We start from the raw sequence: 12,304 nt of genomic DNA on the forward strand, positions 1-12,304 counted from the left end.
TTAGCGGAGCGCGGACCCGGGAGCGGGTGCCAGGAAGACGTACCAGACCGTCCCGGTCCTGGGCGTGACCACCTTGCGGGCGGGCCACGACCGGGCGTACGCGGGCGGGCTCGGCGCCGACTGGACCAGGGCCAGCGGGGTGCGCCGGGCCGCCGCCACGATGCCCGGCACCGTCTGGGTGCGGTCCGCGCGGTCGCTGGCCTGCGAGGAGCAGCCGCCGTAGAAGGCCTGCGGCTGGGACTGCTCGCCGACGATGGTGCAGGGCGGGCGGATGCCGTACTCCCCGAGCCGGGCCACCAGCCACTCGTCGTCGGAGCGCAGCGCCTGCTGGCGTGCGGTGCGCCGGTCCATGATCCCGTACTGGCCCCAGAGCTGGAGCCCCAGGCACGCCGCGACGGCGGCCACCACGACCGGTCGCCACCGCCCCTTCGCCGCCTCCACCGCTCCGGCCGCGCACTCCGCGACGACCAGCGCGAGCAGCGCGTACGCGGGGATCAGGAAGCGCGGTGCCGCGTAGCCGATGCCGAAGAGGTAGGGCACGCCGAGCGCCGCCGCGCACCACACCGCGAGCAGCGCCGTGCGCACCCGTCCCGCGCGGGCCGCGCACAGCACGCCGAGGGCGGTGAGCAGGGGAAGGGCCAGCCACCACACCGCGCTCACGTGCGGGTTGGGCCAGCCGGAGGTGCAGGGGCGGCACAGCAGCGGGCCGTTGAGGGTCATCAGGTTCATGCCGAGCGCGTTGTGCAGGCTCAGCCCGCCCTGCGCCTCGCCCGCGCCGCGCACCCGCTCCAGGAGGCCGCCGAAGCGCAGATACGCCTCGATCACCCAGGGCAGCACTCCGACGGCCAGGCCGCCGAGCACCGCGACGGCGAGGCGCGGGTGCCGCCAGGCCCGTACCGCGAGGACCGCCGCGAGCAGGGCCACCGCCAGATAGCCGCCGTCGTACGGCCGGACAAGGGCCGTGAAGGCCACGCTCAGCGCCACCGCGAGCAGCGGTCCGCGCCGCCGTTCCCGGTCGTTCGCGCCGTGCAGGAACCAGCCCGCCCCGGCGACCGCCCCGTACGCCACGTACAGGTTGGGCATGACCTCGCCCGCGTAGAACTGCACCACCCACAGACCGGCGAAGAGGACGGCGGCGAGCAGCACGACCCGGCGGCCCACCAGGGTCAGCCAGGGGCGGAAGGCGAGCGTGAGCCCCGCCGCCGCGAGCAGCAGCATCCAGGCGCGCAGCACCGGCACCGAGCCGGTCAGCTGGGCGGCGGGCGCGGCGAGCCAGCTGATGCCCCGGGCCCGGGGCTCGCTGAAGAGGGCGTCGGGGACCCGGGGGTCGACCTGGCTGACGTACACGGTCTCGTCCCAGCCGAGCGGCAGCCGCCAGGCGCCGGTGGCCAGCTGGACCGCGCCGCAGGCGAGCGCGAGGACGGCGCCGACCAGCGCGAGGCGGACGGTGTCCCGGTGCGGGGGGCGCGCGGCCGGTCGGCTCGGCACGGTCCGGGTCGCTTGATCGGCGGCAGCCATGCGCCCACGCTACGCGGCCGGACGCCGCCCGGCAGGAAGAGTGCGCCAACGGGGTGCGGAAACGGAATGCGCGCCCCAACCGTTCCCCTGGAGGGGCTCAAAGCTTGTCAAAGCTCGCGCTCCGGACGTAACCGGCGGCGGTGCGCGGCGGGTTGTGCCGGGCATGAGCCTGCTGCGCAAGATCCGCGACACCGGACGGGTCGCCGAGGACGCCCCGCCCCGGCCGGTCCCCGGGGACTTCCCGCTGCTCGCGGGGTCCGCGCAGGTGCGCTGTGTGGACGCCGGGTCGTGCAACGGCTGCGAGATCGAGATCGCGGCGGCCTTCGGGCCGGTGTACGACGCCGAGCGGTACGGCGCCCGGCTGGTCGCCTCGCCCCGGCACGCCGACGTCGCCCTGGTCACCGGCCCGGTCACGCGCAACATGAAGGAGCCGCTGCGCCGCACGGTCGCGGCGATGCCCGAGCCGCGCGTGGTGATCGCGGTCGGCGACTGCGCCCTGGACTGCGGGGAGTTCGCCGGGGGGTACGGGGTCGAGGGCGCGGTCGCCGATGTCGTCGACGTGGACCTGGCCGTGTCCGGCTGCCCGCCCCGGCCCGAGCGGATCGTCGAGGCGCTGCGCACGGTGACGGGCCGGTGAGGGTCACCGGGGCCCTCGCGACGGCCGGGGTGGGCGCGGCGGGCCTGACGGCGGGCTGCGCCGCGCTCGGCGGCGCCCGCTGGTCGGCCGCGTACCCCTGGCTGCTGCCGCTGGGCGGGGCGCGCCTCGAAGTCGACGCGCTGTCCGGCCTGTTCATGGCGGTGGCGGGTGCGGTGGTGCTCGCGGTGGCGGTGTACGGGGCGGGGTTCGCGGACCGGCCCGGATCCGGCTTCCCGGTGCTGCTGCCGTGCTTCTGCGCGGTGCTCGTCCTGGTGCCCGCCGCCGCGTCGGTCAGCACGTTCCTGCTGCTCTGGGAGCTGATGGCGGTCGGCTCGCTGGTGCTCGTGCTCGGCGAGCACCGGGAGCGCCCGGCGGTACGGGAGGCCGGGGTCTGGTACGCCGTGATGACCCAGCTCGGCTTCGTGCTGCTGCTCGCCGGGCTCGGTCTGTACGCGGCCCGCTGCGGCGGCGAGTCGTTCGCGGCGCTGCGGGCGGGGGCGCCCGCCATGGGGCCCACCGCGCGCGGGACCGTGTTCGTGCTGCTCGCGGCCGCCTTCACCTCCAAGGCCGGGATCGTTCCGCTGCACGCCTGGCTGCCGCGCGCCTACGCCGAGGCGCCCGGCCCGGTCTCGGCGCTGATGAGCGCCACGATGGTCAACCTCGGGGTGTACGGGATCGTGCGGTTCGGGATGGACCTGCTGGGCGGCGGCTCGCCGTGGTGGTGGCTGGGGCTGCTCGCGGCGGGCGGGGTGAGCGCCGTGTACGGGGTGCTCCAGGCCGCGATGGCCGCCGATCTCAAGCGCCTCCTCGCCTACTCCTCCAGCGAGAACATGGGCCTGGTCCTGATCGGGGTCGGCGCGGGCGGCCTCTTCGCGGCCGACGGCGACCGCCGTCTGGCCGGACTCGCGCTGGCGGCGGCGCTGCTCCACCTCGTCAACCACTCCGCCTTCAAGGGCCTGCTGTTCTGCGCGGCCGGTTCCGTCGTACGGGCCACCGGCGTCCGGGACCTCGACGCGCTGGGGGGCTTGCGCGCCCGGATGCCGGTGACCGCCGCGTTCTTCGCGCTGGGGGCGCTCGGCGCGGTGGCGCTGCCGCCCGGCAACGGCTTCGCCGGGGAGTGGCTGCTGCTCCAGTCGCTGATCCACGGCCTCGCGGTGCCCGGCGTGGCCACGGCGGTCGTGCTGCCGCTCGCGGTCGCGGTGATCGCCCTGTCGGCGGGGCTCTCGGCGGCGGTGTTCGTGAAGGCGCTCGGCGTCGGCTTCTTCGCGCGCCCGCGCAGCGGCGCGGCGTCGGCGGCGGACGAGAGCCCTCCGCCGCTGCTCGCCGGGATGGGGCTGCTCGCCGCCGCCTGCGCCGGACTCGCCCTGTTTCCCGGGGTGCTGGGTCCGGGGCTCGACCGGGCGGTGCGGGTCGCGGGCACGGCGCCGCCGGTCGGGGGCGGCGCCGGTCTGCGGCTGACGGCGGTCCCGGCGGCGCTCGCGCCGCTGTGGGTGGCGGCGGCGCTGACGGCGGCCGTCGTGGGCACGGCCGCCCTGGTCCGTACGGTGGCGCGCCGCCCACGGCGGACACGGGCCCGGCTGTGGGACTGCGGCGGGGGCGCGCCGACACCGCGCATGGCCTACACCGCGACCTCCTTCGCCGAGCCGCTGCAGCGCGTCTTCGACCAGGTGCTCGCGCCCGAACAGGACGTCAGCGTCACGCCCGTACGGGAGTCGGCGTATCTGGTGGAGCGGGTGCGGTTCCGGCACCGGGTGCCGGACCGGATCGAGCACCGGCTCTACCGGCCGGTCCTGGCCGGGCTCGCGCGGGCGGGCCGGATGTCGCGGCGCCTGGCGTCCGGCTCGGTCCACCTCTACCTCGGCTACGGCTTCTTCGGCCTGGTCTCGCTCCTGGTGGTGCTGGCGGTGGGCTGGTGAGCGAGGGGACGGGCGCGTCCGGGCTGCTCGCGACGGCCCTCCAGGTCGCCCTGGTGGTGGCCGGGGCGCCGCTGCTCACCGGGGTGATGCGGCAGGTGCGGGCGCGACTTGAGGGCCGGGCCGGGGCCGGGGTCGGCCAGCCGTGGCGGGACCTGCGCAAACAGCTCCGCAAACAGGCGATCACCCCGATCGGGACCGGGCCGGCGTTCCGGACCGCGCCGGTGCTGCTCGTGGCCACCACGGCCGTGGTGGCGGCGCTGGTGCCGCTGGCGTCCACCAGGACGCCGGTGAGCGGGAGTTCGGACCTGATCGTGGTGGTGGCGCTGCTCGCCCTCGGTACGGTGGCGCTGGCGCTTGCCGGGCTCGACACCGGGACCGCGTTCGGGGGCATGGGGGCGTCGCGCGAGATGACGATCGCGGCGCTGGTGGAGCCGACGATCCTGCTGTCGGTCTTCGCGCTCTCCCTGCCGACCGGCTCCACCAACCTGGCGGCGATCGTCACGGGCGCGGTACGCGACCCGGCCCGGCTCGCCTCGCCCGCCGGGCTGCTCGCGACGGCGGCGCTCGCGGTGGCCGTCCTGGCCGAGACGGGGCGCCTGCCGGTCGACAACCCGTCCACGCACCTCGAACTGACCATGGTCCACGAGGCGATGGTGCTCGAATACGCGGGCCCGGACCTGGCCCTGGTGGAGCTCGGCGCCCAGATGCGCCTGACGGTGCTGCTGGGCCTGCTGGTCTCGCTCTTCGCGCCGTGGGGCATCGCGACGACGCCGTCGCCGGGCGCCCTGACGCTCGGCGCGGCGACCTTCGTACTCAAAACGACACTGCTGGGGTCGGCGCTGGCGGCGGCGGAGGTCTTCTGGGCGAAGCTGCGCCTGTTCCGGGTGCCGGAACTGCTGGCGGGCTCCTTCCTCCTGTCGCTCCTTGCCGTGATGACGTCGTACTTCCTGAGCGGAGCGTGACCCGCCATGGGCATCAGCCTCTTCACCCAGCTCCTCGACCTGGCCTGCGGGGCGTTCCTGCTGGCGGCGGTGGTGATGCTGTGGCGTCGCGAACTGTCGGCGGTGGTACGGGTGTTCGCGCTCCAGAGCGTCGCCCTCGCGGCGGTCGCGGCGCTGCTGGGGCTGCACGAGGGGCGGGCGGACCTGGTCGCGGTGGCGGTGGGGATCGGGGTGCTGCGGGCCGGGGTGCTGCCGTATCTGCTGCGGCGCGCGCCCACGGGGCCGGACGCGTCCGCGTCGCCGCCGGTCGTGAACGGCGCGGGTTCGCTGCTCACGGCGGCGGCCCTCACGCTGCTCGCGTACGCGGTGGCCCGTCCGCTCGTCGCCCTCCATCCGACGCCGGTGACGCGGGCGCTCCCGGTGGGCCTGGCCGTGGTCCTGATCGGCTTCTTCGTCCTGGCGACGCGGCGCCACGCGGCGGCGCAGGTGATCGGCTTCCTGCTCCTCGACAACGGCATCACGGCGATCGCCTTCCTGGCGGCGTCCGGGGTCCCGCTGATCGTCGAACTCGGCGTGTCCTTCGACCTGCTGCTCGCGGTGGTGGTGCTGCGGGTGCTGGCGGTGCGGATGCGGGACGCGTTCGGGTCGGTGGGGCATGTCGACGATTTGCATGAGCTGCACGACTGAACTGGCCCGTTCGTGGGCGTTACGGAGGTACGGATGCTTCCCACCACCCTGCTGCTGACGGCACCGGTGGCTGCGCCGCTGGGCGTGGCGGGGGTGTATGCGGTGGCGGCGCGGGGGGCGGACGCACGGGTAAGGATCCCGGGGGCGAGACGCCCCCGAACCCCCGTTTCGCCTGCGAACCGTGGGTCCGTTGTGCCCACCCGTTCCGCCCTTGCGGAACGCCTGCCCACAACGGATGGCAACAGTGAGGTGCGGGGTTCGGGGCGGAGCCGCGAAAGCGGGGTGCAGGGGCCGCAGGCCCCGCTGGGGGGCCGGGGGCGAAGCCCCCGGGAAACCCTCCCTCCCCACCTCAACCCACCCCCACCCCCGGAGGGTTCAGGGAAGGGGTGGGGTGGGGGAATCTGCCGGTACGCGGGGCTCGTGGCGCCGTTCGTCGTCCTCGCCACCGGCGCGGCCCTGGTGCACCGCACCACCCCCGCCACCGCATACGGCGGAGCCCTCCGCGCCGACGCCCTCACCACCTGGATGCTGCTCGTCGTCGGCGCCGTCGCCACCCTCGCCGTGGCCGCCGGGCCCGCGTACCTCGACGGCGAGCGCGCGGCCGGGCGCGCCGCCGACCGTACGGCACACCGCTACCACCTCCTCGTGCACGCCTTCCTCGCCGCCATGGCGCTCGCCGTGCTCGCCGGGAACCTCGGCGTGCTGTGGGTCGCCGTGGAGGCCACCACCGTGGTGACCGCGTTCCTCGTCGGCCACCGCCGCACCCGCACCTCCGTCGAGGCGGCGTGGAAGTACGTCGTGATCTGCTCGGCCGGCATCGCGCTCGCCTTCCTCGGCACCGTCCTCGTGTACTACGCGGCCCGCCGCGCCGGAATCCCCGAGGCGGGCGCGCTCGACTGGCACGTGCTGGTCGCGCACGCCGACCGGCTCGACCCGGACGTCACCCGCCTCGGCATCGCCCTGGTGGTGCTCGGCTACGGCGCCAAGGCCGGGCTCGTCCCGCTGCACGCCTGGCTGCCGGACGCCCACAGCCAGGCCCCCGCGCCCGTCTCGGCGCTGATGTCGGGCGTCTTGCTCGCCGTCTCGTTCACCGCCGTACTGCGCTACAAGGTGATCGCCGACGCCGTCCTCGGCCCGGGCTTCGCGCGCGGCCTGCTCGCCACCGCCGCCCTGCTCACCCTCGCGCTCGCCGCCGGACTGCTGCTCGCCCAGCGCGACTACAAACGGATGCTGGCGTATTCGAGCATGGAGCACATGGGGCTCATCGCCCTCGGCGCGGCCGTCGGCGGCCCGCTCGCCACCGCCGCCGTACTGCTGCACATCGCGGGCCACGGCCTCGCCAAGACGGTCGCGTTCTGCGCCTCGGGGCACCTGCTCCAGCTGCGGCGTACGTCCCGGATCGGCCGGGTGCGCGGGCTGATCGCCTGGGCCCCGGGACTGGGGACGGCCCTGGCGCTGGCCGTGGTGGCGCTGCTCGGGCTGCCGCCCTTCGCCCTGTTCGCCTCCGAACTCGCCCTGGTACGGGCCGGGTTCGCCAGCGGGATGGGCCTGCCGGTCGCCGCCGCGCTCGGCCTCGCACTCGCCGCGTACGCCGCACTGGCCGTACGCACGGCCCGCATGCTGCTCGGCCCCGCACCTGGCAACCTCACAGAAAGCGGCGGCGTCCGCATCGGCCCCGCCGCCGGAGCCCCCCTCGCCGTCGGCCTGCTCTGCTGCGCCGCGCTCGGCCTGACCGTACAACCGCTGGCCCCGCTGCTCACCGCGGCCGCGCACATCGCCGGAGGGCAGTGATCACCCCATGACCAGCCCCACTCCCACCCGTACGGACTTCGACGTCTCCGTGCGTGAACTCCCCGGCCGCGCCGCCGAGTTGCTGGCGTCCGGGCACCGGCTCGCGCTCGTCGGCGCGCACCACGACGAGGACGCGGTCCGCGTGGTGTACCTCTTCGTCACGGGCCCGCCCGACACCCGCACCGAGCTCCACGTACGCCTGGCCCCCGCGCGGCCCGCCGTTCCCACGCTCGCCCGACTGTCCTTCCCGGCCGGCCGGTTCGAACGCGAGATGCGCGATCTGCACGGGGTGGTCCCGCTCGGCCATCCGCTCCCCCACCGCCTGGTGCGCCACTTCCACTGGCCGCGCGGCTGGTACCCGATGCGGCCGGACGCGGGCGCCGCGCCGCCGTTCGCGGAGCAGGAGGGCCCGTACCCCTTCCTCGCCGTCGAGGGCGACGGGGTGTACGAGATCCCGGTCGGGCCGGTGCACGCGGGGCTCATCGAGCCGGGGCACTTCCGGTTCTCGGTGGTCGGCGAGACGATCATCCGGCTCAAGGCCCGGCTGTGGTTCGTCCACAAGGGCATCGAGAAGCTCTTCGAGGGGCGTACGGCCACCGGTGGGCTGCCGCTCGCCGAGCGGGTCAGCGGCGACACGGCCGTGGGCCACGCCCTCGCGTACTGCCTGGCCGTCGAGGAGGCCACCGGCGCCGAGGTGGCGCCCCGCGCCCAGCACGCCCGGGCCCTGCTGCTCGAACTGGAGCGGCTGCACAACCACGTCACCGACCTCGGCGCGCTCTGCAACGACGTCGGCCACTCGGTGCTCCACGCGCACGCCCTGCGCGTCCGCGAGCGGCTGCTGCGGCTGAACGACGCGACCACCGGGCACCGGCTGCTGCGCGGCGGGGTCGTCCCGGGCGGCGCCCGGCTGCGGACCGTGCCCGACCCGGCCGAGCTGGCCGAGGTGGGCGCGGACGTACAGGAGATCGCGGCGCTCGCCCTGGGCCACGCCACCGTCCGGGACCGGTTCACCGGGACGGCCCGGCTGGATGTGCGGGACGCCCGGGACCTCGGGTGCCTCGGCTATGTGGCGCGGGCCAGCGGGCTCGCCGCCGACGCGCGGGTCTCGCACCCGTTCGCCCCCGGCGTGCGGCCGCCGGAGCTCGTGGTCCGTACGACGGGTGATGTGCTCGCCCGTTTCCAGGTGCGCGCGGAGGAGGCGGCGGGCTCGGTCGCCCTGGCGGCCGCACTGGCCGGGGAGCTGCGGCCGGGCGCGGCGGTGGCGCCGCTGCCGGGGCGCGGGAGGGCCGCTTCGGGCACCGGCATCGCCGAGGGCTGGCGCGGCACGATCGTCACCCGCGCCGAACTCGCCCCGGACGGGCGGCTTTCGCGGGTGAAGGTGGTCGACCCGTCGTTCTTCAACTGGCCCGCCCTGCCGGTGGCGCTCGCGGACACGATCGTCCCGGACTTCCCGCTGGCCAACAAGAGCTTCAACCTGTCGTACGCGGGCAACGACCTCTGAGGCCCGGTGCCCCGCGCGCATGTCCGTTTCGTACAAGACCCGTGGCCCGGCCCCGCCTACGTTGAAGCCATGAACGCACGATTCGACTCCATCGGCCTGGTCGTCTCCGACATGGCCGCCTCGCTCGCCTTCTACCGCCGCCTGGGCCTGGACATCCCGGCCGGGGCCGACGCAGAGCCGCACGTGGAGCACACGCTCCCGGGCGGCACCCGGATCCTGTGGGACACCGAGGAGGTGATCCGCTCCTTCGACCCGGACTGGACCCGCCCGCAGGGCGGCGGCCACGCCGACCTGGCCTTCGTCTGCGACGGTCCCGACGAGGTGGACCGGGTGTACGAGGAGCTGGTGGCGGCCGGTTACTCCGGTCACCTCAAGCCCTTCGACGCCTTCTGGGGGCAGCGTTACGCGACGCTCCACGACCCGGACGGGGTGGGCGTCTCGCTCTTCGCCGCCTCGGCGTAGGCGGTGAGGGTGGTCCCGGCCAGGGCGCGCATCTCGCGGGCGAGGTGCGCCTGGTCGGTGCACCCGGCGGCGAGCGCCGCCTCCGCGTACGGTACGCCCGCAAGGACGAGACCGAGCGCCCGCTGGAGGCGCAGGACGCGCGCGAGGGTCTTGGGGCCGTAGCCGAAGGCGTCCAGGGAGCGGCGGTGCAGCTGGCGCGCGCCGAGCCCGACCGCCTGGGCCGTCGCGGCGACCGGGGCGCCCGCCGCGAGCCGCTCGGCCACCGCCCGCATCAGCGGGTCCGGTTCCCCGGCCCTGGCCAGCGCCACGGCCTCCAGGGCGGTGGCCGGGTCCGGTGCCTCGGCGATCCACTCGGCGAGGCGGCGCACCTCGCCGCCGGGCCAGAGCGCGTCGAGGTCCACGCGCCGGTCACGCAGCTCGTGCGCCGGTACGCCGAGGGCCGCCGGGCCCGCGCCCGGCGCGAACCGCACGCCCGCGAACCGGGCCCCGGCGGCCGCGTCCGGTACGTACGCGTGCGTGTCGGGACCGGCGACGAACAGCTTCCCGTCGCGCCACAGCAGATCCATGCAGCCGTCCGGCAGGACGGGGCGGACGGCGCCCGGCTCCACCGTGCGCGCCCAGACCACCGCGCCGGCCAGCCGCGAGGCACGCTCTCGGTACATGTCTTCGAGGCTAACCCGGACAGCGGCGGGGGCGCTCCGCCACAATGGTCGCCCGGTCCGGCACGGCTGCGAGGGGGCGGCGATGGGTGCGCTGATGGAGTTCCAGACCGACGACGGCGCGCAGGTCGTGGTGGAGGTCGAACGACACGCCTCCGGCGCCAAGTTGGTGCGCCGGGGCGACAACTCCGTGTCCGAGGCGGCCCGTACGTTCGACAGCGCCCTCGAAGGCATCCGGGCGGCCGCCGAGTCCGCGCTGCACGTCTTCCGGGACGGCCGGCTCAAGCCGGACGCGGTGGAGCTGGAGTTCGGCGTGAAGCTGACCGCCGAGGCGGGCGCGGTGATCGCCAAGACGGCGGTCGAGGGCCACCTCCTGGTGAAGCTGTCCTGGTCGCCGGGGACCGGCGCACCCACCACCGCCCCGGACCTCGGAGCCACGGCAGCTCAGTGATGGCGTCACCCTCCTGGCACGCGTACATCGAGTGCGGCGGCGCGGTCGGCGCCGGCTTCCTGTTCACCGACCGCCATGTGCTGACCTGCGCCCATGTGGTCTGGCAGGAGGAGCGGGCCGAGGTCCGCTTCCCCGGGCTGCCGGGGCGCGAGCCGGTGGCGGCGCGCGTGGTGGCGCGCGGCGGCTGGGCGGGCGGCACCCGGGACCCCGGCGACTGGGCCGTGCTCGAACTGGCCGGGGCCGTACCGGTCCGGCCCGCCCGCTTCGCGCGCCCCGACGCGCCGTACGCGTACCCGCCCCCCAAGCTCCTCGCCCACGGATTCCCCCAGGACTACGACGAGGGGGTCATCAGCGAACTGCGCGTCAGCGCGGCCGAGTTGACCGGCAACGAGTGGACCCAGCTGGAGGACTGGAAGGGGTACGGGACGCCGGTGAGCGGCGGGTTCAGCGGGGCGGGCGTGCACCTGGCCGAGGGCGGCGAGGTGATCGGCATGGTCTCCTCGATGGACCCGGTGCGGATGGTCTCGGCACAGGTCCTCGCCCGGTCCTGGCCGCCGCTCGCCGAGCACGTGCCGACCCCCGGCCACCAGGCCGCCGAGAAGCGCGCCCTGGCCGCGCTCCTGGCGCGCGTGCCGGAGGGCGCGGCCGACCCGGACCGGCTGTTCCGGCAGGCGGTGGGGCCGCTGGGCCTGGCGCCCCCGGACGGCGGCTTCGCGAACCTGTGGGAGGCGGTGTGGCACCTGCTGGCGGAGTCGGTGCCGAGGGCGGGCGCGCTGCCGCTGGCCGAGTTCGCGGTACGGCTCGCGGCGGCGGCCGACGAGGGTCCGGCGCCGGACCCCGCGCTCGGGAGCGGGCTGCGCGAGTGGGCCCGCTCCTACCGGGCCCGCTTCGACGACCCGGGCGGCGGCCCCGGCCGGGCCCCCGACCCGGGCTGGTCGCCGGTCCTGGTGGAGATCAACCGCAGCGGCGAGGGCAGGAACGCGCTGCTTGTCGAGGTGTACGCGTACCGGGACGGCAGCCGCAGGCTCGTCGACGCGACCACCGTCACCGGCGAGAGACAGCTGCGCGAGTGGGTCCTGGACCGGGTCGACGACGCGTTCGGGGACCTCGACGACCGGGGCCGGGCGCTGGTCGCGTTCGCGCTGCCGCGCAACTGGCTGCACAAGCCGGTCGACCAGTGGGTGCGGCGCAAGGGCATCGAGCCGCCGCTCGGCTGTGTGTCGCCGGTGGTCGTCATGGACCGGCTGCGCCGCAAGAACCCGAGGCTCCAGTGGACCCTGCGCCAGATGTGGGAGACCCTCGACGGCCGCCGCGGCTCCCCCGTGCACCGCATCGAGTGCGGCAGGACACCGCGCCCGGACAAGCTCTCCATACAACTCCAGGACGTGTACGGGCCGGTGGGGTTCGCCCGGCCGCCGGACCCGGCGCGGGCGGCCACCGAGCCGCACGGGGCCGCGATCGACGCGCCCTCGCCGATCGTGCTCTGGCCGCACACCGGCTGCACCGGGGCCGCCTGCGACGGCGGGTGCCGGGGCAGCGGCTTCCTGGACGAGCTGGCCCGCCGGCTGGCCGACCTCGCGCCCGGCGAACTCCCCGACCACGTACTGAAGTTGCGCAAGGAGGCGTTCATGCACGACGGGAGCGGGCCGCACTGGGCGGCCGGGCTCACCCTCGTCTGGGAGGACCCGCGCCGCTTCCCGGCCGTCGCCCCGCCCGACCGGTCCCCGCTGAGCTGAAGGAT

11 protein-coding genes are annotated in these 12,304 nt (G+C 75.8%); 9 read left to right on the plus strand and 2 right to left on the minus strand.

All coding sequences use genetic code 11. The annotated features are described in order from the left end of the window. Positions 1 to 1,518, minus strand: a complete 1,518-nt coding sequence (locus tag QIY60_RS02335; RefSeq protein ID WP_283140876.1) for a hypothetical protein — start codon at positions 1,516 to 1,518, stop codon at positions 1 to 3. Between the two features lie 163 nt (positions 1,519 to 1,681). Here QIY60_RS02335 and QIY60_RS02340 point away from each other — a divergent pair, with 163 nt between their 5' ends. The 7 genes from QIY60_RS02340 (at position 1,682) to QIY60_RS02370 (ending at position 9,453) form a co-directional block, all read left to right on the plus strand. After that, positions 1,682 to 2,155: an oxidoreductase gene (locus QIY60_RS02340; RefSeq protein ID WP_283140877.1), complete on the plus strand. Its 474-nt coding sequence runs from the start codon at positions 1,682 to 1,684 to the stop codon at positions 2,153 to 2,155. Continuing rightward, on the plus strand, positions 2,152 to 4,071 hold the full coding sequence (locus QIY60_RS02345; protein WP_283140878.1) for a proton-conducting transporter membrane subunit: 1,920 nt from the start codon (positions 2,152 to 2,154) through the stop codon (positions 4,069 to 4,071). The genes QIY60_RS02340 and QIY60_RS02345 overlap by 4 nt, the downstream gene beginning before the upstream one ends. Next, positions 4,068 to 5,033, plus strand: coding sequence for an NADH-quinone oxidoreductase subunit H (locus QIY60_RS02350; protein WP_283140879.1), 966 nt, complete (start codon positions 4,068 to 4,070; stop codon positions 5,031 to 5,033). Before QIY60_RS02345 ends, QIY60_RS02350 begins: the two co-directional genes overlap by 4 nt. Positions 5,034 to 5,039: 6 nt before the next feature. Continuing rightward, on the plus strand, positions 5,040 to 5,699 hold the full coding sequence (locus tag QIY60_RS02355) for a hypothetical protein (protein WP_283140880.1): 660 nt from the start codon (positions 5,040 to 5,042) through the stop codon (positions 5,697 to 5,699). Positions 5,700 to 6,119: 420 nt separating this feature from the next. Continuing rightward, entirely contained in the window at positions 6,120 to 7,490 is a 1,371-nt protein-coding gene (locus QIY60_RS02360) for a proton-conducting transporter membrane subunit (RefSeq protein WP_283140881.1), read from the plus strand. Positions 7,491 to 7,497: 7 nt separating this feature from the next. Then, positions 7,498 to 8,991 carry an NADH-quinone oxidoreductase subunit C gene (locus tag QIY60_RS02365; protein WP_283140882.1) on the plus strand — a complete coding sequence of 498 codons (1,494 nt, stop codon included), beginning with the start codon at positions 7,498 to 7,500 and terminating at the stop codon, positions 8,989 to 8,991. A 69-nt stretch (positions 8,992 to 9,060) separates the two neighbouring features. Next, positions 9,061 to 9,453: a VOC family protein gene (locus QIY60_RS02370; RefSeq protein ID WP_283140883.1), complete on the plus strand. Its 393-nt coding sequence runs from the start codon at positions 9,061 to 9,063 to the stop codon at positions 9,451 to 9,453. Here the strand turns inward: QIY60_RS02370 and QIY60_RS02375 are convergent. Beyond that, positions 9,393 to 10,115 carry a helix-turn-helix domain-containing protein gene (locus QIY60_RS02375; protein ID WP_283140884.1) on the minus strand — a complete coding sequence of 241 codons (723 nt, stop codon included), beginning with the start codon at positions 10,113 to 10,115 and terminating at the stop codon, positions 9,393 to 9,395. The two genes, QIY60_RS02370 and QIY60_RS02375, sit on opposite strands and share 61 nt — an antisense overlap. An 82-nt stretch (positions 10,116 to 10,197) precedes the next feature. Between QIY60_RS02375 and QIY60_RS02380 the strand changes: the two genes are divergently transcribed. Then, a complete protein-coding gene (locus tag QIY60_RS02380; RefSeq protein ID WP_283140885.1) occupies positions 10,198 to 10,563 on the plus strand; it encodes a CU044_2847 family protein in 366 nt (121 codons plus the stop codon). Beyond that, a complete protein-coding gene (locus QIY60_RS02385; protein ID WP_283140886.1) occupies positions 10,563 to 12,299 on the plus strand; it encodes a trypsin-like peptidase domain-containing protein in 1,737 nt (578 codons plus the stop codon). Before QIY60_RS02380 ends, QIY60_RS02385 begins: the two co-directional genes overlap by 1 nt. Positions 12,300 to 12,304: the final 5 nt, after the last annotated feature.

Source organism: Streptomyces sp. BPTC-684, assembly GCF_030028635.1.
GTDB classification, from domain to species: domain Bacteria; phylum Actinomycetota; class Actinomycetes; order Streptomycetales; family Streptomycetaceae; genus Streptomyces; species Streptomyces noboritoensis.

What these genes read in the sequence shown, in the direction of transcription:
- QIY60_RS02335 (WP_283140876.1), bottom strand. Translation starts at nt 1,518, where the DNA reads ATGGCTGCCGCCGATCAAGCGACCCGGACCGTGCCGAGCCGACCGGCC.
- QIY60_RS02340 (WP_283140877.1), top strand. Translation starts at nt 1,682, where the DNA reads ATGAGCCTGCTGCGCAAGATCCGCGACACCGGACGGGTCGCCGAGGAC.
- QIY60_RS02355 (WP_283140880.1), top strand. Translation starts at nt 5,040, where the DNA reads ATGGGCATCAGCCTCTTCACCCAGCTCCTCGACCTGGCCTGCGGGGCG.
- QIY60_RS02365 (WP_283140882.1), top strand. Translation starts at nt 7,498, where the DNA reads ATGACCAGCCCCACTCCCACCCGTACGGACTTCGACGTCTCCGTGCGT.
- QIY60_RS02370 (WP_283140883.1), top strand. Translation starts at nt 9,061, where the DNA reads ATGAACGCACGATTCGACTCCATCGGCCTGGTCGTCTCCGACATGGCC.
- QIY60_RS02375 (WP_283140884.1), bottom strand. Translation starts at nt 10,115, where the DNA reads ATGTACCGAGAGCGTGCCTCGCGGCTGGCCGGCGCGGTGGTCTGGGCG.
- QIY60_RS02380 (WP_283140885.1), top strand. Translation starts at nt 10,198, where the DNA reads ATGGGTGCGCTGATGGAGTTCCAGACCGACGACGGCGCGCAGGTCGTG.
- QIY60_RS02385 (WP_283140886.1), top strand. Translation starts at nt 10,563, where the DNA reads ATGGCGTCACCCTCCTGGCACGCGTACATCGAGTGCGGCGGCGCGGTC.